This is a genomic window from Pseudomonas sp. LBUM1669 (assembly GCF_059695705.1).
Map to the genome: position 1 here is coordinate 1434666 of NZ_CP166784.1, position 24339 is coordinate 1459004.

The window sequence follows — 24339 nt, forward strand, 5'->3', positions numbered from 1 at the left end:
GGCAACATGTCACTGGGATTCACCCCCGCGGTGGAAATTTATGGCGCCAATGCTGCGCTGCTCAACGAACGATTGCTCTCCTGGCAGCACGTCGCTGCGGCGGGAATCGAGTCCGATAGTTTGACGCTGACCCTCAGTCTGGACGGGATTGAAGGCTTGCCGGACCTGGGTGGAAAGATCGGTCTGCGAGTCGGTTATCGGGAGTCGGGACTGGTGGACAAAGGCGAGTTCGTCATTACACGACGTACACCGACGCTGTTCCCGTTGCGTCTGACGCTAGTGGCCACGGCGGCACCGTTCAGCGCTGCGGACCTGACCGGTTTCAAGCAGCGTCGATCGGTCAGCCATGGTCCGACGACGTTGGGTGCACTGTTTCGCCAACTGACGTCCAGGCATGGGTTTTCGCCTCGTGTCGCACCCGAGCTGGCGCTGATCAGAATCGAACACATCGATCAGTCCAACGAAACGGACATGGGTTTTCTGACCCGGCTGGCCCACCTTCATGACGCCGTCGCCAAGCCGATCAACGAACTGTATGTGTTGGCGCGGCGCGGTCAGGTGAAATCCTTGTCGGGCAAAGTTCTTCCCAACATAAAGCTGTCGGTGACGACCAACAATCGCCCGGGCGATAACGCCTTTATCTCCGCAGTGTTGGTGGAAACCGCCCGGGCGAAATATCAGGGTTGCAAAACCGGCTGGTGGGACGCGGTCGCCGGCAAAGTGCAGGTGGTGGAGAGCGGCATCGCGCCGTTCAAGACGATGCGCCAGCGCTACCAGAGTGCAGGCGATGCCCGGGCCGCCAGTGAGGGCGAGGTACGCCGGATGATGCGTGAAGCATTGAAGGTGAAAATCGACTGTCCCGGCAATCCAGGATTGTCCGCCGAAGGTCTGGTGCTGCTGGACAGTACATGGCCCGATTTCATGCGTGGTCGTTGGTCAATCGACAAGGTTACGGCCAGCGGCAGTCGTCAGAACAGCTATCGGTGTTCGATCGAGGCGACCTGTCTGGACGCTCGGTCCTGACGGACATTTTTTGATTTCTGCCGGTGGCGACCGAGTCACTTTTCCATCCTGTCTATGGGTATAACCATGACTGTTACGCAGCAACTGCTGGAAACCATCATGCCCAACGCCCGCAGCCAAGCGGGCGTTTTCATTTCCGCTCTCAACAGCGCAATGGTTCGCTTCAACATCAATACCCCGAAACGCGTCGCCGCCTTCCTTGCACAAGTTGGCCATGAATCTGGACAGCTTCAATACGTGCGAGAACTCGGCAGCGATCAGTATTTGAGCAAGTACGACACCGGCACGTTGGCCGCACGTTTGGGCAATACCCCGGAGCCCGACGGCGACGGCCAAAAATACCGCGGTCGAGGCCTGATCCAGATCACCGGTCGCGACAACTACCGCCAATGCAGTCTTGGGCTGTTCGGCGATGATCGCTTGGTGTTTATTCCGCAGCTGCTGGAAAAACCCCAATGGGCCGCCGAATCAGCCGCCTGGTTCTGGCAACAGAACGGCCTCAACGAACTGGCGGACCGCGATCAGTTCAACAGCATCACTCGCCGCATCAACGGTGGCCTTAACGGCCTGCAAGATCGTCTTCAACTATGGGCGCGGGCGCGGGCGGTGCTATGTCAGCCTTCGGTGTGATGCCGGTTTCTTATCGGGCAATCGTCATGATTGTGTTACTGGCGGTGTTGGCCGGCTGTTCGGCGGCGCTGGCCTGGCACTTTCAGGATTGGCGGTATGGCCAGCAACTCGCGGATCTGGCCAGGCTGCACGCCGAGGCACTCAATCAGCTGACACTGGCCGCCGCAACCCGGCAGCAGGCCGAGCACGACAAGCGTCTGGCGCTTGAGCAACGTCTATCGGTCAGTGAACAAACCCATTATCGAGCGCTTAGCGATGCCCAACGTGATCAAGGTCGCCTGCGCGATCGTCTCGCCACTGCTGATCTGCGCCTGTCAGTCCTCCTCGACGTCGATGACGCTGCCTCAGGCTGTTCAATGTCACCCACCTCCAGCACCGGCGGCGTGGATCATGGAACTGCGCGAGCCCGACTTGACCCGGCGCATGCTCAACGAATTATCGCCATCACCGACGCCGGCGACAGCGCACTGATTGCTTTGCAGGCCTGTCAGGCCTATGTCAGAGCCATCGTTCGCTAACATTTTGATCGATCCTGTGCCTTGCAAGCGCGATCTGCTCGTGTACGGTAGTTCTCATTCCGCTCGCTCAGGAGATGACCGTGAAAGAAATCACTCAACTGGCCGCAGAACTTGGCAGGCGCTTGCAGGTTCTGAATGCCCACGTCACCGCCGCCGAGTCCTGTACCGGCGGTGGGATCTCAGAGGCGATCACTCGCATTCCGGGGAGTTCGGCGTGGTTCGAGGCCGGCTATGTGACGTATTCCAACCGGCAGAAAACCGAGCAACTCAACGTTCCTTCTGAATTGTTCCCTACGGTGGGGGCGGTCAGTCGCGAGGTGGTCGAAGCGATGGTCCGCGGTGCGCAGAAAAAAAGCCGGGCTCATTTTGCCGTGGCGGTCAGCGGTGTGGCCGGACCCGATGGCGGTTCGCCGAACAAACCGGTCGGCACGGTCTGGCTGGCCTGGGGCGTCGGTGAGCAGGTGATCAGCGAGGTCCAGCACTTCCCCGGCAACCGCGACGAGGTCCGCCGACAAACGGTTAAGGCCGCGCTAGAGGGGCTGCTGCGCCATGCCGCTGGAGAAATCTCAAATCAGGGGTAGGCGATCCTGAAACGCTGTGGAATAATACTGGCTACTTATACAGGTGTTGGCCGTCAGGCCTTATTGATTACGTGAGGACTTTAATGGACGACAACAAGAAGAAAGCCTTGGCTGCGGCCCTGGGTCAGATCGAACGTCAATTCGGCAAGGGTGCCGTAATGCGTATGGGCGATCAGGACCGTCAGGCGATCCCGGCTATTTCCACTGGCTCTCTGGGTCTGGACATCGCGCTCGGCATTGGCGGTCTACCAAAAGGCCGTATCGTTGAAATCTACGGTCCTGAATCTTCCGGTAAAACCACACTGACATTGTCCGTGATCGCCCAGGCTCAAAAAGCCGGCGCGACCTGCGCATTCGTCGACGCCGAACACGCCCTCGACCCTGAATACGCCGGCAAATTGGGCGTCAACGTCGACGACCTGCTGGTTTCCCAGCCGGACACCGGCGAGCAAGCCCTGGAAATCACCGACATGCTGGTGCGCTCCAACGCGGTTGACGTGATCATCGTCGACTCCGTGGCCGCGCTGGTTCCGAAGGCTGAAATCGAAGGCGAAATGGGTGACATGCACGTGGGCCTGCAAGCCCGTCTGATGTCCCAGGCGCTGCGTAAAATCACCGGTAACATCAAGAACGCCAATTGCCTGGTGATCTTCATCAACCAGATCCGTATGAAAATCGGCGTGATGTTCGGCAGCCCGGAAACCACCACCGGTGGTAACGCGTTGAAGTTCTACGCCTCGGTTCGTCTGGACATCCGTCGTACTGGCGCGGTGAAAGAAGGCGATGAAGTCGTCGGCAGCGAAACCCGCGTCAAGGTTGTGAAGAACAAGGTGGCTTCGCCGTTCCGTCAGGCTGAGTTCCAGATTCTTTACGGCAAGGGCATTTATCTCAACGGCGAGATGATCGACCTGGGTGTTCTGCACGGTTTTGTTGAGAAGTCCGGCGCCTGGTATGCCTATGAAGGCACCAAGATTGGTCAGGGCAAGGCCAACTCGGCCAAGTTCCTGGCAGACAATCCGGAAATCGCCGCCAAGCTCGAGAAGCAACTGCGTGACAAGTTGCTGACCCCTGCACCAGACGTCAAAGCATCGCCAGTCAAAGCGACGGCTGATGACCTGGCTGACGCTGATATCTGATTGATCCGATGACCGCCGTACTCGATACACTCGTCGCGGTGCGGCGAACCGCCATGGACCTGCTCGCACGACGCGAGCACGGTCGAGTCGAGCTGACCCGTAAACTGCGTCAGCGCGGCGCTCCCCCTGAAATGATCGACACAGCACTCGACCGTTTGACGGAAGAGGGTCTGCTGTCCGAATCCCGTTACCTCGAAAGCTTCGTTTCCTACCGTGCCCGTTCCGGCTACGGCCCTTTGCGTATTCGTGAAGAACTGAGCCAGCGCGGCCTGCAACGTAACGACATCGAACTCGCTTTGCGCGAGAGCGGTCTCAATTGGCAGGAGCAACTGGAGGAGACCTGGCGACGCAAATTTGCCGGGCATCTGCCGATAGACGCTCGGGAGCGCGCCAAGCAAGGGCGCTTCCTGAGTTATCGGGGATACTCCATGGAAATGATCGGCCGCTTGTTCAGCGGTCGGGGAATGGATGATTGAATAAAAACGGCCCGCTATTTCGATAGCGGGCCTTTTTTTTGCTTTACGTCACCTTGGACGGCTCTCGCGTGCGCTGTTGCGCCTGGGGTGTGGAATGGGCCCAGTTTTCCGGCAGGTTAATGTAGTCCACCAGCTCCCGCAGGCGGCCATGATCCCTGGCGTTGAAGTTGAAGGCTAGCCGCGCCAGATGACTGAACTGCGCGTCATCGTGCTCCTCGCCGCTATAGGCGTGCTGATGAAAGTGATCGCTCAGGCACAGGTCGGCGAACGCTTCCTGCATGTCTTCGAGCGCTGGGTCGCTGAGCTTGTGGTTCATGCGGATCACGAACTGATGCTTGAGCCAGCGGCTGGAGTGGAAGTTGCCGTAGAACTGATTGATCTGCTCTACCGCTTCTTCGGCGCTGTAGACCAAGCTCACGAGCTTCATGTCGGTGGGCAGGATGTAGCGATTTTCCTCCAGTTGATGGTGAATGAAGTCCAGCGCGCCTTGCCAGAACTTGCCGCCCGGCGCATCCAGCAGCACCACCGGCACCAGTGGGCTTTTGCCGGTCTGAATCAACGTCAACACTTCGAGCGCTTCATCCAGGGTGCCGAAACCACCTGGACACAGGACCAGCGCATCAGCCTCTTTGACGAAGAACAGCTTGCGGGTAAAAAAGAAGTGGAAGGGCAGCAGGTTGGCCGTGCCTTGAACGGTGGGATTGGCGTGTTGCTCGAAGGGCAGGGTGATATTGAACCCCAGACTGTGTTCCAGGCCGGCACCTTCATGGGCCGCCGCCATGATCCCGCCACCGGCTCCGGTGATGACCATCAGGTCCGAGCGCGCCAGTGCGGCGCCGAGTTCCCGGGCCAGGCCATACAGCGGGTGTTCGATCGGTGTGCGCGCCGAGCCGAAAACCGTGACCTTGCGTCGCCCCCTGAACTGCTCGAGCACGCGAAAGGCATGTTCCAGTTCACGCAGGGCTTGAAGGGTGATCTTGGCATTCCAGCGGTTGTGATCTTCCTGGGCCATGCGCAGCACGGTCAGGATCATGTCGCGGTAAATCGGGATATTGGGGCTGTTGGGTGAAACCAGGTTGAGTTGCTCTTCGACCTTGCTGATGAGGTCGTGGCCGCTTTCTTCGAAATGACGGCTCAGGAGGTCATTCGGTTGGTAAGGCATTCAACTTCTCCTTCTGCACAGAACCCTTGGCACCGACAAAGCAGTCGTCAGCGCCGCGACACTTCATGTGTCGCTGTCTGCCCAAGCCCATGCCTGGGCGCTCCACTCGACTCGGTTCGAGTCGTCCATACAGGCTCTGTTTTTCCCTTGGATGAAAGAAACGTTCGCACAACAAGACAAGCGACGGGCAGCCCCTTTCCTGCCCTGAAAAGTGATCGTGAATACTCTGAATCTAGACCCTTGCAGAGATTCTCGCTGAGTTGATCATTGCGCCGCAAAGTCTTTCCTGGCAACCGCTTATTGACGATTTGCAAGGTGCATTCACCGTTCGTCTGAACGCAAGCCGCAGGCCCGGCGCTCTGATTTACTAAGTTACAGGCGTGACACGACAACTTTGCGTCAAAGGCGGGACGCACCGTTCAAGCGTTTCAAGGATTTTTCGCTCAAACAGGGCGAGGTGCAGGGAGGCTGGAAACCATGGCCAGAGTCGTTCTGGAAATCGATACGCATCTGTATCGATTACTGAAGTCATCCGCCGAGACCCATCATTTGAGTCTTGAAGAGGAGTGCTGCCGGCGTCTGGAAGGCGCTGAGCAGCGTTCGCGTTATTTGCAGGCGTTGGTAGCAGAACTGCGCGCCGAGGAGGAACAGCGGCGCGCCAAATCCCGATGATTATTTCTTCTTGGCCGGGGCCGCTTTCGGGCAATCCGAGTCCTGATAGCTGGCGGAGCCGACGGAACGGTTGGTCTTCACTTCAGTAAAGTCGTAACGCATCACCGCGCCCTTGGCCATCAGTTTGCGGAACGATGGGTTGTTGCACACAGAGGCACCCAACTGGAAATACACGGCTTTGGGGTCGGCGCGCATCTTGTTGGCGTGGCTGCTTTGTACGCTCAGGTGGTTGATCAGCGTGTTGCCTTCGACGGTGTAGCCCTGATCAAGAATGTCTTCGTTGATCGCCCGTGGAGTACCGACACTGCTTTGTGTGGCGACGTTTTGCAGTTCTCTGTTGAGATTCTGCTCACTCAAGGACGCAGCCTGAGCGCTGAAGGACGACGCCAGCAAAATGGCAGCGGTGGGAACGATAAGGCGCAGCATGAAACTCTCCTGGTTCAGTGACTGGTGGTTCGACCCGTCACATGACTGTGCGTTCAGTGGCGGCGAATTATAGGGGACGGGGCCTGGACGGTACAGGCTTGCGCCGGTCGCTCTGATAAACTGCCGCCACTTCCTGACTTGCCGAGTGTTATTCGTGTCGATTTTCTTTCCCCTCCGGTGCTGCCTGCGATGAGCCCTGTCACCCCAGCCTTTGCGGCAAACGCCGTCGCCCGCTTGCGCGACGAACGAGAGGAGGAGGGCATCAAGCCGATTCAGGCCCGTGGCTGGAGGGCGCCACGTTGCCGTGCCTGCCGCGTGATCGAGAGTCATTGCCTGTGCGCCTGGCGCCCGCAGGTCGAGGCCCGCTCCGGCGTGTGCCTGATCATGACCAACAAAGAAGTGTTCAAACCGAGCAACACCGGTTGGCTGATCGCCGACGTGGTGCGCGATAACCATGCCTTTATCTGGTCACGCACGGAAACAGATCCGCAGTTGCTGGCATTACTGGCCGACCCGCAATGGCAACCGTATCTGGTCTTTCCGGGTGAATACGTCGAGCCTGAGCGAGTGACAAACACCGTCGTAGCCGATAGCGCCAAGCGGCCACTGTTCATTCTGCTCGACGCGACCTGGACCGAAGCCCGGAAGATTTTCCGCAAGAGCCCTTATTTTGATCGACTGCCGATCCTGAGCCTGTTGCCTGAGAAACTGTCACGGTACCGGTTGCGCCGCTCCACCCGCAGTGAGCACTTGTGCACCGCCGAAGTGGCGGCACTGTGCCTGGACCTGGCGGGCGATACCGAGGCGGCCTCGGCGCTGGACGCTTATTTCGACGTGTTCAGCCAGCATTACCTGGACGCGAAACATCAGCTGGACATGAACGTGGCAACGCCGGCCCACACCGAGCTGATGCCTTTCGTGCAGAACGCGGCCCCGGGCATTTGCTGATTGTCGCCCATACTGCAAAGAACTGTACCGGCCATGCTCCTTGACCACCCCGGTTACGCTGGGCATGCTTGGCGCCGATTAGGGCGCGGCCAAAGTTTGATACGCCGTATTCTTTACGTGACAGCCACGTAATTGGGGTTGAACGTGCCCTGTTGGTGCAGCTCCGTGGCTGTGCCTTGAGTTGTTTGAAAAACAGGATCATTAGAAAAATGGCCACATACGAAATCCTGATTGCCGATGACCACCCTCTTTTTCGTAGCGCCTTGCATCAAGCGTTGACCCTGGGCCTGGGGCCGGATGTCCGTCTGGTGGAAGTGGCAAGCATTGCCGAGCTGGAAACCCGACTGGACGAAAAGTCTGACTGGGATCTGGTGCTGCTGGACCTCAACATGCCGGGGGCCTACGGTTTCTCCGGGCTGGTGCTGCTCCGCGGTCAATACCCGCAGATTCCGGTGGTGATGGTGTCGGCCCAGGAAGAGGCCTCGATCATGGTGAAGTCCCGTGAGTTCGGCGCCAGCGGCTTCATTCCCAAGTCCAGTGACCTGAGCGTCATCCAGAAAGCCGTGCGTGCGGTACTTGATGGCGATGTGTTCTGGCCTCCTCAGGCTTTCGAAGCCGTGAGTGTTTCCGCTGAAGCCAAGGCGGCCAGTGAAGGCCTTGCCAGCCTGACGCCGCAGCAGTTCCGGGTGCTGACCATGGTCTGTGAAGGCTTGCTGAATAAGCAGATTGCCTACGAGTTGAGCGTTTCCGAAGCGACGATCAAGGCTCATGTCACGGCGATTTTCCGTAAGCTGAATGTGCGGACTCGCACCCAGGCAGCGTTGCTCTTGCAACAACTTGAGTCAATTTCGAGCCACTAAGAGTTGGCCTGTTCACGCTTTTTTGACTTTGGTTGATCTAGCTTTCCCACTCCTTTTTGGTCAGTTGCCTACTCTATGTCTCCTTTCAAAGGCCAAACCGGCCTCAAACGCATCCTTAACGCTTCCGGTTACTCGCTGGACGGCCTGCGCGCAGCCTTCACCGGTGAAGCGGCTTTTCGGCAGCTGGTGTTGCTCAACGTCATCCTGATCCCGCTTTCGTTCTTTCTGAACGTCAGCCGCGTCGAGCAGGCATTGTTGATCGCGGTCTGCCTGTTGGCGTTGATCGTCGAGCTGCTTAATTCGGCAGTGGAAGCGGCCATCGACCGCATTTCCCTTGAGTTACACCCGCTGTCCAAAAATGCCAAGGACATGGGTAGCGCCGCGCAGTTAGTGGCGTTGAGCATGATCGCGCTGGTGTGGGCGGTGATTCTGATTTAAGCGATGGAGGGCAGCACGATCTCGTCGCTGCGCTGAACCCCTGCGGTGAACGCGCGGCACAGGTCGAGGAATTCGCGCATCGCTGACGTTTGATATTTCTGTTTGTGCCAGATGAAATAGAACTGCCGCGCCAGGTCCAGATCCGGTGTCTCCACCGGCACCAGACTGCCGCGGCGAAATGCATCGCGCAGCGCCAGGCGCGAAATGCAGCCAATCCCCAAGCCTGATTCCACCGCGCGCTTGATCGCTTCGGTGTGTTCCAGTTCCAGTCGGATATTCAGCGCGCTGCGGTGATGACGCATGGCTTGGTCAAAGGTCAGCCGCGTGCCAGAACCTTGCTCCCGCAGAATCCAGGCCTCGTGGGTCAGTTCTTCCATGGTCGCCAAGCCACGTTTGGCCAGCGGATGCTGCGGTGCGCAAAACACCACCAGTTCATCCTCGACCCAGCTCTGCACCTCGATGTCCGGATGACTGCAATCGCCTTCGATTAGACCCAGGTCAATTTCATAGTGCGCGACTTGCTGCACGATATTGGCAGTGTTCTGCACGTGCAGTTTCACCTGGCTTTCCGGATGGCGCTGCATGAAGCTGCCGATCAGCAAGGTGGCCAGGTAATTGCCGATGGTCAGGGTCGCACCGACCGCCAGGGAGCCGAAGCCGGACTTGCCGTTGAGCAAGTCTTCGATTTCCTTGGCCTGGTCGAGCAGCGCCACCGCTTGCGGCAATAGCTGTTTGCCGAGGGCGTTGAGGCTCAACCGTTTGCCGGCGCGGTCGAACAGCTGGCAGCTGCACTGACGCTCTAGCTCGGTGATCGAGGTGCTCGCCGCCGATTGCGAGAGGTTGAGCGTCAGGGCAGCCCGGGATACGCTTTCCTGCTGGGCGACGGCGACGAATACTTGAAGTTGACGGAGAGTAAATCGCATATCTATATAACCGATAACCCTTATCTTAATAATCCATTTAACAGATATTGTCGCTGCCATTAGAATGCGATGCAATTGCGCACATCAGCGGCGCAGGCAAAATCTCCAGGAGTCCCACGTACATGAGCAACATGAACCACGAGCGTGTCCTCAGTGTTCATCACTGGAACGACACTCTGTTCAGCTTCAAGTGCACCCGCGATCCGGGCCTGCGCTTCGAGAACGGTCAGTTCGTGATGATCGGCCTGCAACAGCCCAACGGCCGGCCGCTCATGCGCGCTTACTCGATTGCCAGCCCGAACTGGGAAGAGCATCTCGAGTTCTTCAGCATCAAGGTGCCTGATGGCCCGCTGACTTCCCAGTTGCAGCATCTGAAGGAAGGCGACGAGATCATCATCAGCAAGAAGCCTACCGGCACCCTGGTGCTGGATGACTTGAAGCCTGGCAAACATTTGTACCTGCTCAGCACCGGCACCGGCCTGGCGCCGTTCATGAGCGTCATCCAGGACCCGGAAACCTACGAGCGTTTCGAAAAAGTGATCCTGTGCCACGGCGTCCGCTACGTCAACGAAGTCGCTTACCGCGAGTTCATCACCGAACACCTGCCGCAGAACGAGTTCTTCGGCGAGGCGCTGCGCGACAAGTTGATCTACTACCCAACCGTGACCCGCGAGCCGTTCGAGAACGAAGGTCGCCTGACCGACCTGATGCGCAGCGGCAAGCTGTTCAGCGACATCGGCCTGCCACCGATCAACCCGCAGGACGACCGCGCCATGCTGTGCGGCAGCCCGAGCATGCTCGACGAGACCAGCGAAGTGTTGAACAGCTTCGGCCTGAAAGTTTCGCCGCGGATGCGCGAGCCGGGTGACTACCTGATCGAGCGTGCGTTCGTCGAGAAATAAGCACAACGCCTGACGGCTTTGCTTTCCCTGTGGGAGCGAGCCTGCTCGCGATAGCGGTGTATCAGTCAGCATTACTGTCGACTGACATACCGCTATCGCGAGCAGGCTCGCTCCCACAGTGGTTTCTGGTGTTCAGGTTTTTGCGGGAATGACTTCCAGGACGCGGATGACGCTCGCATCGGGATAATGCCAGCGCACATCCAGATCCCAGAACTGCGCGCCATATTCCCGCTCAGGCGTAGGAATCTGGTACGCCGGACGTGGGTCTTGTGCCAGGCATTGCTCAATCAGTTCCACCAATGGCTCTTCTAGGCGCTGAGCATGGTCATGAGCCTGTTGCAGCGCTGAATCCGTCCACTGCACGGGAATCAGCAGTGGCGCGGCGCTGGCGATGCTGTTCGAGGCCGTGTCGACGATGTCCGCGTAAGGCACGTAGGGTTTGATGTCGAGAATCGGCGTGCCGTCGAGCAGGTCGATGCCCGATATCCACAGCCGATTGGCTTCAACCTTGTCCAGCTTCACCACGGATTGCCCGATGCCATTGGGCCGGTGCGTCGCGCGGGTGGCGAACACGCCCATGGATTTGTTGCCGCCCAGGCGAGGAGGGCGGACTTTCAAGCGGGGCTTTTCTTCCAGGGCCTGATGAAACAGGAACAGCAGCCAGACGTGGCTCACCTGTTCCAGACCTTGCACCGCGTCGCCCTGATCGAACGGCGCCACCAGTTCCAACACACCACGAGCAGCCGGGGCCAGTTGCGGCTGGCGCGGGATGGCGAACTTCTCCTTGAAGCAGGAGCGCACGAAGCCGATGGGGGAAACGCTGTAGGTCATGGTCTGGGGTCGAGGCGGCAATGAGGGCGAACATGATAGCCCATGCGCACTCTGTGGCGAGAGAGCTTGCTCCCGCTGGGGTGCGTAGCGCCCCCAAACACCTTCACCGAGTTTCTCCAGGGGAAACTCGGTGCTGTAGGCGGTTGCTTCGCAACCGAGCGGGAGCAAGCTCCCTCGCCACAAAAGCGGGTATCAGAGACTGAACCCACCATCCAGCGGAATAATATTCCCGGTCATATAAGCCCCAGCCGTACTCGCCAGGCTGATCGCCAACGCCGCCATCTCTTCCTCGCGCCCCCAGCGCTTCATCGGAATCAGCGCCGTATCCTCCGCCAGCGCCTGCTCATCGTTACCAATGTGCTGCGTCATCTTGCTCGGGAAACGCCCCGGCGCAATCACGTTGACGTTGATGTGCTGGCTCACCAGCTCCCGCGCCAGAATCCGTGACAGTTGATGTAGGGCGGCCTTGCTCGGCCCGTAGGCATACGCCTGTTCGCCAAAGGAAGAAATCCCCGCCACCGAACCGATGTTGATGATCCGCGCCGGATTCGCCTCTGAACCGGCCTTGCGCAGCAGTGGCAAAAACTGCTGGATGCAGTTGAACACCGAGGTCACGTTGAGCTGCATGACCTTCTCCCAGCCCTTGACCGGATAGCTTTCCAGAGGTGCGCCCCATGTGGTGCCGGCGTTGTTCACCAGAATGTCCAGATGACTGATTTGCTCGCCCAGCCGCGTGGTCAGTTGCTGTACGCCTTCTTCATTGGCCAGGTTGGCGGCCACGCCGTGGCAAACGCCGAAGGCACTCAGTTCATCAGCCGTTTGCTGACAGGCTTCGGCATCCCGGGCGCAGACGTACACGGTGGCGCCGGCCTCGACAAAAGCCTTGGCGATCATTTTGCCGATACCACGGGTGCCGCCGGTCACCAGAGCGGTGCGGCCTTGCAGGGAAAAGTACGGGTGCATGGCGAATCCTGAGAGCTGAGGGTCCATACACCCTAGTCGTCAGCCGCCGGAAGCGGAGCCACTATTTTTGCGCGGAATGAAGGTCTATACAGCCTGCCCTTTGAGCCGCAGGCGTGCGGCTCAAACATGGCGTGGGCTTACTGCGGACGAACGCGCAGGGTCAGGCCCTTGAGGAAGTTACGCAGCAACTGGTCGCCGCAAGGGCGATAGTTGGTGTGGCCGAACTTGCGGAACAGTGCGCTCAGCTCAGGCTTGGACACCGGGAACTCGGATGCCTTGAGGATCGCGTGCATGTCGTCTTCTTTCAGTTCGAAGGCCACGCGCAGTTTCTTCAGGATGATGTTGTTGGTCACTGGCACTTCGATCGGCTGCGGCGGACGGCTTTCGTCCTTGCCGCGCTTGAAGATCACCAGGCCGTCGAGGAAATGCGCCATGACTTCGTCCGGGCAGCGCACGAAGCCTTCCTCGTCTTCCTCTTTCTTGTCGAGGTAGGTCAGCAGGTCTTCCAGGGACACGTCCATGCCACCGATCTTGATGATCTCGATGACTTTCTTGTCGCTGATGTCGAGCATGTAGCGCACGCTGCGCAGTACGTCGTTATGAATCATGGTGTGCAATCCTGATATTCAGCAGTGGGCGCGGCATAAGCAGCGGCGCCGAAATGTGTGGCGGCGTGAAAAGTCTTAGAACTTCTCTTTGCCGGACAGGTAACGCCATTGCCCCAACGGCACTTTGCCGATGGACACGCCGCCAATGCGGATGCGGCGGATGGCGACGACCTTCAGGCCAACGGCCTGGCAGAACAGGGCGATCACGCCCGGTTGCGGGTTCTTCATCGCAAAACGCAGGCGGTTTTCGTTCTGCCAGCTGGCCTTGACCGGCGGCAGTTCCTTACCTTTGTAGGTCAGGCCGTGGTTCAGGCGGTTGAGGCCGTGAGCCACCATGTCGCCTTCTACCTCGACGACATATTCTTGTTCGATCTTGGCGGAGTCGGCGGTGAGCTTGCGCAGGATCTTCCAGTCCTGGGTGAACACCAGCAGACCGCTGGCATTGGCCTGCAAGTCGGTGCTGGCGGTCAGGCGCAGGAAGTGGCCCTTGAGCGGACGTTTGCTGAAGCGGTGTTCTTCGCTCAGGGTCTCGGCGCTGATGGTCGCCATCGCGGTTTCCGCGTCCATGCCCACGGGCACGTTCAGCAGGATGGTCACCGGCTCCGGCGCAGTGGCCTTGGCCTCAGGGTCGAGCTCGACTTTCTGGGTGTCGACCTTGAATTGCGGCTCGTCGATGACTTGGCCGTCCACGGTGACCCAGCCGCCCTCGATGAACAGCTCAGCCTCCCGACGGGAACAGCCGACGAGTTCGATGAGGCGTTTGGAGAGACGAATCGGGTCAGTCATGACAGGGGCCGTAACAAAAAAGGGGTGGGCATTGTACCTGCTGGGCGCTGGTTAATCCCGGCTCCATTTCAATGCGGTTGTATTTCCTGTGGGAGCGGGCCTGTCGGGTCGCCGCATCGCAGCGATTGCATCACCTCGGTGTATCTGACAAACCGTAGCGTCTGCATCGCTGGCAGGCCAGCTCCCACAGGGGCTCTATGGTGTGTCAGGCATGTTGTGAGCGCTGCTGGTTTTGGCGCAAGCGCATGTGCAACAGCGGATAAGGCTGGCCCATGCCATCGACTTCCGACCGACCAATCACCTCGAAGCCCTGCTTGAAGTAAAACCCCAGCGCTTGCGGGTTCTGCTCGTTGACGTCCAGTTCATCCGCGTTCAAGTGCTCCATGGCATAGCGTAGCAACTGTTTGCCCAGGCCCTGGCCTCGGTGGGCGGGGTCGATGAAGAGCATTTCGATCTTGCCCGCCGCCACCCCGGCAAACCCGGTGATGCGCTGGCGCGAGTCCTTGGTGCAGATCAGCATCACCGCATCGAGGTAGCGGGTCAGCACCAGGTTCTTCAGCAATTCAATGTAGCTGTCCGGCAGAAAGTCATGGGTGGCGCGCACCGAGGCTTCCCAGACTTGGGTGAGTTCTTCGTAGTCGCTCTGTTTCGGCGTGTGGATGACCGAATGTTGGCGCATGGCCGAATGCCCCTTTTTACCGTTGAGTGTGCGAGTCCTTTCTCCCACAAAACGATAGACGTAAAAAAGCCCCGCATCTCGTCAAGAGAGCGGGGCTTTTCGTATTTTTTGCGTTTAGATCTGTTCAGCCCACAGGTCGTATTCGTCGGCGTCGGTCACTTTGCACCAGACTTTGTCGCCCGGCTTGAGGTTGCTGCCGTTGTCGATGAACACGTTACCGTCGATTTCCGGGGCGTCGAAGAAGCAGCGGCCTACGGCGCCTTGCTCGTCGACTTCATCGACCAGCACTTCGATTTCACGGCCAACGCGCATTTGCAGGCGCGCCGAGCTGATAGCTTGCTGGTGCGCCATGAAGCGGTCCCAACGGTCTTGCTTGACGTCGTCCGGCACGATGGCCGCGTCCAGCAGGTTGGCCGGGGCGCCTTCGACTGGCGAGTACTGGAAGCAGCCGACGCGATCGAGTTGCGCTTCGGTCAGCCAGTTCAGCAGGTACTGGAAGTCTTCTTCGGTTTCGCCGGGGAAGCCGACGATGAAGGTCGAACGGATGATCAGGTCTGGGCAGATTTCGCGCCAGTTCTTGATCCGCGCCAGGGTCTTGTCTTCGAAGGCCGGGCGTTTCATGGCTTTCAGGACTTTCGGACTGGCGTGCTGGAACGGGATGTCCAGGTACGGCAGGATTTTGCCGGCGGCCATCAGCGGGATCAGCTCGTCGACGTGCGGGTACGGGTAAACGTAGTGCAAGCGCACCCAGACGCCGAGGGTGCTCAGGGCTTCGCAGAGTTCGGTCATGCGGGTTTTCACCGGCGCGCCGTTCCAGAAACCGGTGCGGTATTTCACGTCGACACCGTAGGCGCTGGTGTCTTGCGAGATCACCAACAGCTCTTTGACGCCGGCCTTGACCAGGCGCTGGGCCTCGTCGAGCACGTCACCGACCGGACGGCTGACCAGTTTGCCGCGCATCGACGGGATGATGCAGAAGCTGCAGCTGTGGTTGCAGCCTTCGGAAATCTTCAGGTAGGCGTAGTGGCGCGGGGTCAACTTGATCCCTTGCGGCGGCACCAGGTCGATCAGCGGGTTGTGATCCTGGCGCGGTGGCACTGCGTCGTGCACCGCATTGACCACTTGCTCGTACTGCTGCGGACCGGTCACGGCCAGCACACTTGGGTGCACCTTGCGGATGTTGCCTTCTTCGACGCCCATGCAGCCGGTCACGATGACCTTGCCGTTTTCCTTGATGGCTTCGCCGATCACTTCCAGGGATTCGGCTTTTGCCGAGTCGATGAAGCCGCAGGTATTGACCACCACGACGTCGGCGTCCTCATAAGTGGACACGACGTCATAGCCTTCCATACGCAGCTGGGTAAGGATGCGCTCGGAGTCGACCAGTGCTTTTGGGCAACCCAGAGATACAAAGCCAACCTTTGGATTGGCCGGCGCAGGAGTGGTGGACATGTCTAACCTCGGTATTTGGGACGCCTCCAGCCGAAGACGGCAAGGCGACAGACGGGCGCTATGTTGCGCCTCTGGTCAAAAAGTGCGCGATTCTAGCGATGAGACGCGCACTTGACCAGCTTTATGCAGGGAAATACGACGAGTGCTGCGCTATGCTTCGCGCCGTTACGCTTTACCGAATTTTTACAGTCAATGAAACGTCTGTAACGTCATGTGAAACAGCGCATGCTGCACGGCAAAGCATAGTGCTTCTTATAAGAAGTCCGGGTCTGGGTAGTAGGAGTATTGGATGGGGCAGGCAAGTAGTCAGGCGGCGGGTGCCGAGCATTCGGCGGCAAAGCCTATCGGCATGCTGGTCGCGGCGGTCGGGGTGGTTTACGGCGATATCGGCACGAGCCCGCTGTACACCCTTAAAGAGGTGTTCTCCGGCCACTATGGGGTACCGGTCAATCATGACGGAGTCTTCGGGATTCTGGCGCTGATTTTCTGGTCGCTGATTTGGGTCGTTTCAATCAAATACGTGCTGTTCGTGCTGCGTGCCGACAACCAGGGCGAAGGTGGGATCATGGCTTTGACCGCCCTCGCTCGGCGGGCTGCGGCCGGGCATCCGAAGTTGCGCACGTTGCTGGTGGTCTGCGGGCTGATCGGCGCGGCGCTGTTCTATGGCGACAGCATGATCACTCCTGCGATTTCCGTTCTTTCGGCGATTGAGGGGCTGGGGCTGGCGTTTGACGGCATCGACCATTGGGTGGTGCCGCTGTCGTTGGTCGTGCTGGTGGCGCTGTTCCTGATTCAACGTCACGGCACCGCGCGGATCGGCATTCTGTTCGGGCCGATCATGGTGACCTGGTTTGTCGTGCTGGGGGCGCTGGGTGTCTACGGCATCATGCAGCACCCGGAAGTGTTGCAAGCGATGAACCCGATCTGGGGCGTGCGTTTCTTCATCGTTCACCCGGGCATGGGCGTGGCGATTCTTGGCGCGGTGGTGCTGGCGCTGACCGGTGCCGAAGCGCTGTACGCCGACATGGGCCACTTCGGTCGCAAGCCGATCGCACGCGCCTGGTTCATCCTTGTTCTGCCGGCGCTGGTGCTGAACTACTTCGGCCAAGGCGCGTTGCTGCTCGGTGATCCGGAAGCCGCTCGCAACCCGTTCTACTTATTGGCTCCGAGCTGGGCGCTGATTCCGTTGGTGGTGTTGTCGACCCTGGCCACGGTCATTGCTTCTCAGGCGGTGATTTCCGGTGCGTTCTCCCTGACTCGTCAGGCGATTCAGCTCGGTTACATACCGCGCATGCACATTCAGCACACCTCCAGTGCCGAACAAGGCCAGATCTACATCGGCGCGGTGAACTGGGCGCTGATGGTCGGCGTCATCCTGTTGGTGCTGGGCTTCGAGTCCTCCAGCGCGCTGGCTGCGGCTTACGGCGTGGCCGTGACGGGCACGATGCTGATGACCACCATCCTGGTGTCGGCGGTGATATTGCTGCTGTGGAAATGGCCTCCGGTCCTCGCGGTTCCGCTGTTGCTTGGATTCCTCTTGGTGGACAGTCTGTACTTCGCTGCCAACGTGCCGAAAATCATTCAGGGCGGGGCGTTCCCGGTGATCGCCGGTATCGTGCTGTTTGTGCTGATGACCACCTGGAAACGCGGCAAGCAGCTGCTGGTGGAGCGCATGGACGAGGGCGGGCTGCCGCTGCCGATCTTCATCAGCAGTATTCGTGTGCAACCGCCGCATCGCGTCCAGGGCACCGCGGTGTTCCTCACCGCGCGCCCGGACGCCGTGCCTCATGCGCTGTTGCACAACCTGTTGCATAACCAGGTGCTGCACGAGCAAGTGGTGCTGTTGACGGTGGTGTACGAAGACATCCCGCGGGTACCGCCGACACGGCGCGTTGAGGTCGATTCCTACGGAGAAGGTTTCTTCCGGGTGATCCTGCACTTTGGCTTCGTCGACGAGCCGGACGTACCGCAAGCACTGAAGTTGTGTCATCTGGATGACCTGGACTTCAGTCCGATGCGTACCACCTACTTCCTCAGTCGCGAGACGGTAATCGCCTCCAAACTCGAAGGCATGGCCCGCTGGCGCGAGGCGCTGTTCGCCTTCATGTTGAAGAATGCCAACGGCAATTTGCGCTTCTTCAATTTGCCGCTGAATAGGGTGATTGAGCTGGGTACACAGGTCGAGATGTAAGCCACAGCAAAAAGCCCCCGTTGCCAGTGCGGCAGCGGGGGCTTTTTTGTGCCCGAGTGCAAAACTTGATAGCAGCGGAGAACCAATGTGGGAGCGGGCTTGCTCGCGAAGACGGACTCACATGCGCCATTGATGTCGACTGACATGCCGCTTTCGCGAGCAAGCCCGCTCCCACAGGGGATTTGCGGTGTTACTGTCTTTCGGGCAGCTCTTCTTCAGATTCAGTCTTCGTCCGAGCCGGTCGCGGCGTCAGCACCTTCACCACATCATCAATCACCGCCTTGCCCATCGCCGTCAGGTAATGTGCGGCCCAGGCATGACGGTCAGTGTCTCTTGCGTAGGCGGCATTCTCGGCGAATGATTTGCCGAGGAACAGCAGGTCAGAGGCTTGTGACAAGGCATCAACGATGGGGACACCGGCGCGGACGTTGAACAACGCCTGGTCGGAGCAGTAGATGAGTGGGGTGTAGCCTATGGTTTTTAATTCTGAAATCGTGGAAGCATCAATTTTAGTCATGTCTATTTCCTAAGCTTGAGGAGCTGCCACGTTCGTTTCCAAGCGAATGGGTGGCAGCTGTGCGCAGGTTGGAAAACCGGGAGCCTAGGAAACCGGCACGTCCGAAGACGTCCCACGCACAACCGCCATGACACTAGATTGCAGCCGTAAAGGCCTGCGGTCATGTTGGGCACGTTGTTGCTATACGCTCGTCGGGTTTCCAAGCCCGATCGCTGAAAGGTCAGCGACGTCCGGAGAGTATCCCGTCGAAGAAAAGCGCAACAAGGCGGCAAAGTGCCCAAACGCGAGATTCGGAGTTTGCCTACAAGGTCTGCGGGCGTCATCCGATAATGCGACACCTTGAGTAAACAAAACTAAACATGCTCAGTGAGTGAGAAAAAACGCAGCTCGTCAGATTCGCGTTTTATTGCAGCTTGCTGTATGCCGAATTCAACGCAATACTCTGCGTAGAACTGTGTGTTCAAATTTGCACGAGTAGGTAGAGAGGTGAGTATGACGGCATTATTAGAGCGTGCTGACCAAGCGATATCGGTGACAGCGATGGTCAGGGGGTTCAGCGCGAGGCTTAAGGAAATCTCCAGCCGAGCCACCGAACGACTGGTCATTTTCAAAGACAATCAGCCAGCGGCGGTCATTATCAATGTCGAGGCGTATCAGGAAATGCTCGACGAGCTTGAGGATCTTCGCATTGAAGCTGCTGTCCGGGAGCGACTGATCGGGTTTGATCAGGCCAAGGGAGTTAGTCACGACGATATGCGGGCACGGTACGCCAGGAAAGACTAAAGGAGCTGTGGATGGTTTGGGGCGTTATCTATCATCCGGAGGTTCAGAAGGATCTGGATCTGCTGGGAGCTGTAGCGGCGAATCGCATTCTTGATGTTATCGAAGAGCGGATTATCAACGGTGAGCCGGACAAGAGTGGCAACCCCCTAAGAGCCAGCTTCGCGGGCTGCAGACGGATTCGCACCGGCGATACGCGGATTGTTTATCGAGTCGATGGTAAGGCCATTCAAGTGTTGATTGTCGCAGTCGGGGCCCGACGTGACGAAGAGGTCTATGACGCCGCAGAGCGTCGCCTATAAGTAGGAAGCCCCCGTTGCCGTGAAGGTAGCGGGGGCTTTTTTGTGTCCGATCACTTGAAACCACTGACCATCTCGTGGGAGTGAGCCTGCTCGCGATAGCGGTCTGTCAGGCAACACCAATAGCGAATATCAGTCCGCTATCGCGAGCAAGCTCGCTCTTATAGGCGAACTACGGTATTGCTTGCTTTCAGGCAGTTTTTCTTCAGATTGGTCTTTGTCCGGGCTGGTCGCGAGGTCAGGACCTATCGAAAGGTCTTGACGGCTCGATTTTTTCAAAGAAAAAAGTGTCCACGTTTTATGGAATGTGGACACTTGGAGTTTCTAGCTTGATGAAGAGTCAAGACGTTTTGCTTTTGCTTAAGATCGCCAGCCTGCACGCCCAAGAAGAAAAACGATTTGGGAAATGGAATCTGAGTTGAATTCGACATAAAGTCCGGCTAGCTAGAAGCGCTTCATGTCGCATGTAAAAAAGCCCCCGCAACCAAACAGCTGCGGGGGCTTTTTCGTGGGCGGGACCTCAGATCACTCCTGAGCCGTCTCACCCTTGGCCTGGCGCTTCTCGATGATGTCCACCAACCGCTTTGCCAGCGCCGGGTAGTTCTCGTCGAAGTGATGGCCGCCAGGCAGTTTCATCGCTTCGCCCACGGCGGTCTTGTCAGTACAGCCACTCTCATCGACTTCTTCTTCACCGTAGATGCACACCACTTTCTCCGGCGGCAGCTTGGCCATTTCCGGGCCGGTGGCGGCTTCTTTGCCGGCGTTGCCGAGCCAGCCTTCGACTTCTATTTCGAAGCTGCCGGTGCGGGCGAAGGCGAGCAGGATGATTGCGTCGACGCGTTGCTGTTCTGCGGGTTCCAGGCGGTTGTAGATCGCCGGCAGGACGTCGGCACCGAACGAGTAGCCGGTCAGGATGAAGCGCTTGGTGCCCCATTTTTGCCGGTAGTGCTGCATCAGTTCGGCCAGATCCAGGGCGCTTTGCTCCGGGCTCTTGTGCTGCCAGTAGTAGCGCAAGGTGTCGATACCGACCACTGGGTAGCCGATCTTGGCCATCTCGCCGGCGACGTCGCGGTCCAGGTCACGCCAGCCGCCGTCACCGGACAGGAACAGGGTCACGGTGTCCTTGGCTTGCCCGGCCGGGACTTCAACCACCGGAATCTGCAAGCCACCGGCCGCTTTATCGCCGCCGACCAGGATCTTGCGCAGTTCGTTGTTCAGGACTTGCGGCAGGTTGATGTCGTAGTCGCTGATGCTGGTTTCGGCGTTGGCTTGGTCGCGCACGAAGCCGGCGCTGGTGTCGTCCGGGTTGTCGTTCCAGGCCACCAGCCAGTGACCGTGAGCGGCGCTTTTCGGCAGCAAGTGGGTGCAGCCGGGTTTTTCCAGGGCCAGGTCGACGGAGATAGCCTGGGCCTTGTCGTCTTTTTGCTCGGACAACCAGCGCCACGCCAGCACCGCGCCGGGGCCGATACCGCTGACCAGAGTCGCCGGGCCTTTGAGTTCTCGCAGGCCTGATTGCAGGGCGCGACTTTGCAGCAGGCAGTCTTTTGGCAGAATGACCTGAACGATCTGTGCCGAAGCGCTGCGGCTCAGGGTCATCAGTTGTTTGTCGCTGAGTTTCTGGTCTTCATTGACCGCCACCAGCACCTGGGCGCGAGGCGTGTTGCCGGGGATGACGCGGGTCATCGCCGCGCCATCGGCCGGTGTCAGCTGTTCGAGGGTAGGCTCGGGGGCCGGGCGTTTCAGGTACCAGAAACCTGCACCGAGAATCAGGGCCAACACGACCAGCGTGCCCAGTACGTACCGCAAGGAGCGTTGAATCATCAGCGTTTCACCAATCCAGTCAAGCCGCCCGCAATCAGGGCAGCAGTATCGGCCAGGGCAACCAGCGGATCGAGTCCGGCGGGCACGGCCATATAACGGGGTTCCCAGTCAGGCTGGAATTTGTCTTTGAAGCGGCGCAAGCCTTGGAAGTTGTAGAGCTGCTCACCACGGCGGAAAACCATCGAGCCCAGACGCTGGGTCAGCGGCGCGCCACGCCGGGGTTGCAACCCCGACAGCGGCACCATGCCCAGGCTGAAGCGCGCGTATCCATGATTTTTATAATGTTGAATCAGGCCGACCATCATGAACTCCATGGTCAGCTTGGGGGCGTCCGGGTGCGCGCGCATCAGGTCGAGGCTGGCCAGGTCATGGCCGTAGGTCTCGAGCAGGTTGGCGAAGGCCACCGGGCGTCCTTCGAAGCGGATCACCGCGACGCGGAAATGCTTGATGTAATCATCACTGAAACGCCCGAGCGAGAAGCCTTTCTCGCGCACGTTCTTGCCCGTCAGCCACGCATCGGAAATCACCTTGAGCTCGTCCATCGGCGCATGGCCCGGTTCAAAGATCTCCAGCGACAGGCCATCGCGAGTGCCGCGGTTCCAGGTGTAGCGCAGGTCTTTCATCTCTTTGCCCTTGGCGTCGAGATCAAAGCGTTTCAGATCGACCCGGGCTTCTTCGCCGAGCTTGATCGCGGTCAGGCCGATGTCCATGTAGTACGGCAGGTTCTCGGCGCGCACTTGATAGAACACGGGCCGGGCGTGGTGGATGTCGCAGAGGTCGCGGAACTGCCAGATCATTTCCGCCCGTTGCTGGGTCGGGCCGATCGGGTCATACAAGGCCACCAGGCTGCGGCCACGGCGGGCGTACATCAGGAACGCCTCGTCGTTGGGGTGAAACAGCAGCGCCTTGTCACCGGTCAGGGCCAGGCCACCGTCCGGTTGCGCGGAGGCCATCAGGATCTTTATCGCGCGGTCCAGTTCATCGGGCGTTGGCAGATGGATCACCGGGCGCGCGGTGCGCAGCAGCCAGGTCAGCGACACGACCACCAGCAGAACGGCGGCGCCCAACAATGAGCGCAAGCCGCGGGGGGCGTCGGCGTCGAGGGTGAACTGCCACCAGAGTTGATGGCTGTAGGGAACGTCCTGGTACGCAAACAGCAGCAACCAGATCGAGGCGCCGAGCACGCACAGGCTGGAGACCAGATAGAGCGGCGAGAATGGCAATTCGGTGAGGCGGCTCGGACGATAGAACGAGCGCCGGAATACCCCGAGCAGGCTTGCCGTCAGAATCAGCAGGCAGGCTTCTTCCCAGTCGAAACCCTTGAGCAGCGAGAGCAGGGCGCCAACCAGCAACAAAACGGTAGTCAGCATCCATGCCGCCGACAGGCGACGGCGAAGGCCTTGAGCCAGCAGCAGGCAGAGAACGCCAACCAGGCTGGCGCCGAAGTGCGAGGCGTCGACCAGTCGGTGAGGAATCAGAAAGCCGATGTGTTCCAGGCGGGTGTCGATTTCCGGGGTCACGCCGGAAAACAGCAGGACGACGCCGGACAGAAACACCAGTACCGCCAGAATCGGCGCGGCCAGGCCGGAGGCTGCGCGCAGTGACTGACGTGTCTGAAACAGGCGCTGACCTTCGTTGATCAGAAGCAGTACGCAGGCCACCAGCATTGGCAGCACCACGTAGATCAGGCGATAGAGCAGCAGCGCGGCGGCCAATGGAGCGGCGCCGAGTGTGTCGGCGAAGGCGGCCAACAGGATGGCTTCAAATACGCCGACACCGCCGGGCACATGGCTGAGCACGCCGGCGGCCAGGGCCAGCAGGTACACCAGCAGGAACGCACCGAAGGGCGGCGCTTCTGGCAGCAACAAATAGAGCACGGTCGCGGCGGCGGCCACGTCCAGGGCGGTGATGATCAGTTGCAGGAAGGTCAGGCGACGGCCGGGGAGGCGCAAGGTACGGCGTCCGACCTTGACCCGCAGGTTGTCCGGGGAAGGCTGTTCCGGCAGGCGACGGCGGTAGATGCCGATGGCCAATCCGCCGAACAGCAGCAAAACCGCCGCGGCAACGCCCCCCAGCAAACCCTCGGACAATCCCAGGGCCGCCGAGGCGGCAGGCAGGTTGCTGAGGGTCGCCAAGGCGGCCAGTGGTGGCAAGGCGCAGCCAAGAGAAAGGCTGGCGAACAGAGTCATTTGAGCGACGTCCGTAGCGCCTAGGCCATGACGTGCATATAAACGGTAGCGGACCGAGCCCCCCGAGAGCATCGAAAGGCCGATGGCGTTGCCGATGGCAAATGCCGTGAAGCCGCCCAGCGCCAGGATGCGCGGCGCCAGTGTCACGCCCGCGTAGCGGCTGGCCGACCATTCGTATCCGAGCAGAATGATGAAGCCGATCACGGTCGCACCTAATGCGCCCAGCAATGCCGGCTTCGGTACTTCCAGGATCGAGTCATGCAAAGCGTACAGATCGAGTTCGCTCAGCAGATGACGACAGGCAATCAGCGCGATAGCGAACAACAGCAACGTCACCGCCAGGCCGATGGGCTGACGGTACTTGCTGACCAGATCCAGCAAGCGCAAACGCTCGGCCTTGATCGGTTGTGTCGCTGTGACAGTGTCTTGTGGATCAGACGAGTTGGCGCGCATCAATCACCTCTTGGATTGTGCGCGACAGGATGGGGGTATCCAGCCAAGTTACCAATCCCTGTAGAAAAAAATAAT

At 59.3% G+C, this 24339-nt stretch carries 26 protein-coding genes; 14 read left to right on the forward strand and 12 right to left on the reverse strand.

What is annotated here, in order from left to right; translation table 11 throughout:
* Nucleotides 1-6: 6 nt before the first annotated feature.
* The 6 genes from ACA051_RS06525 (at nucleotide 7) to recX (ending at nucleotide 4364) form a co-directional block, all read left to right on the forward strand.
* Nucleotides 7-1023, forward strand: a complete 1017-nt coding sequence (locus ACA051_RS06525; protein ID WP_497374039.1) for a phage late control D family protein — start codon at nucleotides 7-9, stop codon at nucleotides 1021-1023.
* Between the two features lie 66 nt (nucleotides 1024-1089).
* Nucleotides 1090-1653, forward strand: a complete 564-nt coding sequence (locus ACA051_RS06530) for a glycoside hydrolase family 19 protein (RefSeq protein ID WP_497308583.1) — start codon at nucleotides 1090-1092, stop codon at nucleotides 1651-1653.
* Entirely contained in the window at nucleotides 1635-2171 is a 537-nt protein-coding gene (locus ACA051_RS06535; RefSeq protein WP_497374041.1) for a lysis system spanin subunit, read from the forward strand. Before ACA051_RS06530 ends, ACA051_RS06535 begins: the two co-directional genes overlap by 19 nt.
* 80 nt (nucleotides 2172-2251) lie before the next feature.
* Nucleotides 2252-2752 (forward strand): CinA family protein, encoded by a 501-nt coding sequence (locus tag ACA051_RS06540; RefSeq protein ID WP_497374043.1) that lies wholly within the window; start codon nucleotides 2252-2254, stop codon nucleotides 2750-2752.
* An 83-nt stretch (nucleotides 2753-2835) separates the two neighbouring features.
* Entirely contained in the window at nucleotides 2836-3888 is a 1053-nt protein-coding gene (gene recA / locus ACA051_RS06545; RefSeq protein ID WP_403106900.1) for a recombinase RecA, read from the forward strand.
* An 8-nt stretch (nucleotides 3889-3896) separates the two neighbouring features.
* The gene (gene recX, locus ACA051_RS06550; RefSeq protein ID WP_497308589.1) at nucleotides 3897-4364 is read left to right on the forward strand and encodes a recombination regulator RecX; all 468 of its coding nucleotides are present in this window, start codon (nucleotides 3897-3899) and stop codon (nucleotides 4362-4364) included.
* A 43-nt stretch (nucleotides 4365-4407) separates the two neighbouring features.
* Here the strand turns inward: recX and ACA051_RS06555 are convergent, their stop codons facing one another.
* A complete protein-coding gene (locus tag ACA051_RS06555; RefSeq protein ID WP_497374045.1) occupies nucleotides 4408-5526 on the reverse strand; it encodes an LOG family protein in 1119 nt (372 codons plus the stop codon).
* Nucleotides 5527-6003: 477 nt separating this feature from the next.
* Here ACA051_RS06555 and ACA051_RS06560 point away from each other — a divergent pair, with 477 nt between their 5' ends.
* Nucleotides 6004-6198 (forward strand): hypothetical protein, encoded by a 195-nt coding sequence (locus ACA051_RS06560; RefSeq protein ID WP_497308592.1) that lies wholly within the window; start codon nucleotides 6004-6006, stop codon nucleotides 6196-6198.
* Here ACA051_RS06560 and ACA051_RS06565 read toward each other — a convergent pair whose 3' ends face one another.
* Complete coding sequence (locus ACA051_RS06565; RefSeq protein WP_497308594.1) at nucleotides 6199-6624, reverse strand: PA3611 family quorum-sensing-regulated virulence factor; 426 nt, start codon at nucleotides 6622-6624, stop codon at nucleotides 6199-6201. It lies immediately after the preceding gene.
* 189 nt (nucleotides 6625-6813) lie between these two features.
* Here ACA051_RS06565 and ACA051_RS06570 point away from each other — a divergent pair, with 189 nt between their 5' ends.
* From ACA051_RS06570 to ACA051_RS06580, 3 genes are all read left to right on the forward strand, one after another.
* Nucleotides 6814-7572 (forward strand): tRNA-uridine aminocarboxypropyltransferase, encoded by a 759-nt coding sequence (locus tag ACA051_RS06570; protein ID WP_497374047.1) that lies wholly within the window; start codon nucleotides 6814-6816, stop codon nucleotides 7570-7572.
* A gap of 209 nt (nucleotides 7573-7781) precedes the next feature.
* On the forward strand, nucleotides 7782-8432 hold the full coding sequence (erdR, locus tag ACA051_RS06575; RefSeq protein ID WP_010462704.1) for a response regulator transcription factor ErdR: 651 nt from the start codon (nucleotides 7782-7784) through the stop codon (nucleotides 8430-8432).
* A 75-nt stretch (nucleotides 8433-8507) separates the two neighbouring features.
* The gene (locus tag ACA051_RS06580; RefSeq protein WP_497308597.1) at nucleotides 8508-8870 is read left to right on the forward strand and encodes a diacylglycerol kinase; all 363 of its coding nucleotides are present in this window, start codon (nucleotides 8508-8510) and stop codon (nucleotides 8868-8870) included.
* On the opposite strand, the gene ACA051_RS06585 is transcribed toward ACA051_RS06580, so the two are convergent.
* Complete coding sequence (locus ACA051_RS06585; protein WP_497308599.1) at nucleotides 8867-9793, reverse strand: LysR family transcriptional regulator; 927 nt, start codon at nucleotides 9791-9793, stop codon at nucleotides 8867-8869. The genes ACA051_RS06580 and ACA051_RS06585 overlap by 4 nt on opposite strands.
* A 122-nt stretch (nucleotides 9794-9915) precedes the next feature.
* On the opposite strand from ACA051_RS06585, the gene fpr reads away from it, so the two are divergent.
* Nucleotides 9916-10695, forward strand: coding sequence for a ferredoxin-NADP reductase (gene fpr / locus ACA051_RS06590; RefSeq protein WP_003443014.1), 780 nt, complete (start codon nucleotides 9916-9918; stop codon nucleotides 10693-10695).
* 132 nt (nucleotides 10696-10827) lie between these two features.
* On the opposite strand, the gene tsaA is transcribed toward fpr, so the two are convergent.
* The 6 genes from tsaA to rimO all read right to left on the reverse strand — a co-directional run bounded on the left by tsaA (nucleotide 10828) and on the right by rimO (nucleotide 16014).
* The gene (tsaA, locus tag ACA051_RS06595; protein ID WP_497374049.1) at nucleotides 10828-11526 is read right to left on the reverse strand and encodes a tRNA (N6-threonylcarbamoyladenosine(37)-N6)-methyltransferase TrmO; all 699 of its coding nucleotides are present in this window, start codon (nucleotides 11524-11526) and stop codon (nucleotides 10828-10830) included.
* 192 nt (nucleotides 11527-11718) lie between these two features.
* Nucleotides 11719-12489: an SDR family oxidoreductase gene (locus ACA051_RS06600; protein ID WP_497308601.1), complete on the reverse strand. Its 771-nt coding sequence runs from the start codon at nucleotides 12487-12489 to the stop codon at nucleotides 11719-11721.
* Nucleotides 12490-12626: 137 nt separating this feature from the next.
* Entirely contained in the window at nucleotides 12627-13097 is a 471-nt protein-coding gene (locus tag ACA051_RS06605; RefSeq protein ID WP_083374900.1) for a YehS family protein, read from the reverse strand.
* Nucleotides 13098-13172: 75 nt separating this feature from the next.
* On the reverse strand, nucleotides 13173-13883 hold the full coding sequence (locus tag ACA051_RS06610) for an rRNA pseudouridine synthase (RefSeq protein WP_497374051.1): 711 nt from the start codon (nucleotides 13881-13883) through the stop codon (nucleotides 13173-13175).
* Between the two features lie 205 nt (nucleotides 13884-14088).
* The gene (locus tag ACA051_RS06615; RefSeq protein ID WP_497308603.1) at nucleotides 14089-14562 is read right to left on the reverse strand and encodes an acetyltransferase; all 474 of its coding nucleotides are present in this window, start codon (nucleotides 14560-14562) and stop codon (nucleotides 14089-14091) included.
* A 114-nt stretch (nucleotides 14563-14676) separates the two neighbouring features.
* Entirely contained in the window at nucleotides 14677-16014 is a 1338-nt protein-coding gene (gene rimO, locus ACA051_RS06620; protein ID WP_010462684.1) for a 30S ribosomal protein S12 methylthiotransferase RimO, read from the reverse strand.
* 289 nt (nucleotides 16015-16303) lie between these two features.
* Here rimO and ACA051_RS06625 point away from each other — a divergent pair, with 289 nt between their 5' ends.
* Nucleotides 16304-18205: a potassium transporter Kup gene (locus ACA051_RS06625; RefSeq protein ID WP_497308676.1), complete on the forward strand. Its 1902-nt coding sequence runs from the start codon at nucleotides 16304-16306 to the stop codon at nucleotides 18203-18205.
* A gap of 190 nt (nucleotides 18206-18395) precedes the next feature.
* Here the strand turns inward: ACA051_RS06625 and ACA051_RS06630 are convergent, their stop codons facing one another.
* Nucleotides 18396-18722 carry a DUF3077 domain-containing protein gene (locus tag ACA051_RS06630; protein ID WP_497374053.1) on the reverse strand — a complete coding sequence of 109 codons (327 nt, stop codon included), beginning with the start codon at nucleotides 18720-18722 and terminating at the stop codon, nucleotides 18396-18398.
* A 492-nt stretch (nucleotides 18723-19214) separates the two neighbouring features.
* Between ACA051_RS06630 and ACA051_RS06635 the strand changes: the two genes are divergently transcribed.
* Complete coding sequence (locus tag ACA051_RS06635) at nucleotides 19215-19505, forward strand: type II toxin-antitoxin system Phd/YefM family antitoxin (protein ID WP_497308677.1); 291 nt, start codon at nucleotides 19215-19217, stop codon at nucleotides 19503-19505.
* Between the two features lie 11 nt (nucleotides 19506-19516).
* Nucleotides 19517-19804 (forward strand): type II toxin-antitoxin system RelE family toxin, encoded by a 288-nt coding sequence (locus tag ACA051_RS06640; RefSeq protein WP_497308679.1) that lies wholly within the window; start codon nucleotides 19517-19519, stop codon nucleotides 19802-19804.
* Nucleotides 19805-20326: 522 nt separating this feature from the next.
* On the opposite strand, the gene ACA051_RS06645 is transcribed toward ACA051_RS06640, so the two are convergent.
* Both ACA051_RS06645 and mprF read right to left on the reverse strand, forming a co-directional pair.
* On the reverse strand, nucleotides 20327-21622 hold the full coding sequence (locus tag ACA051_RS06645; RefSeq protein ID WP_497374055.1) for a virulence factor family protein: 1296 nt from the start codon (nucleotides 21620-21622) through the stop codon (nucleotides 20327-20329).
* Nucleotides 21622-24264, reverse strand: coding sequence for a bifunctional lysylphosphatidylglycerol flippase/synthetase MprF (gene mprF / locus ACA051_RS06650; protein WP_497308683.1), 2643 nt, complete (start codon nucleotides 24262-24264; stop codon nucleotides 21622-21624). The genes ACA051_RS06645 and mprF overlap by 1 nt, the downstream gene beginning before the upstream one ends.
* Between the last annotated feature and the right edge of the window lie 75 nt (nucleotides 24265-24339).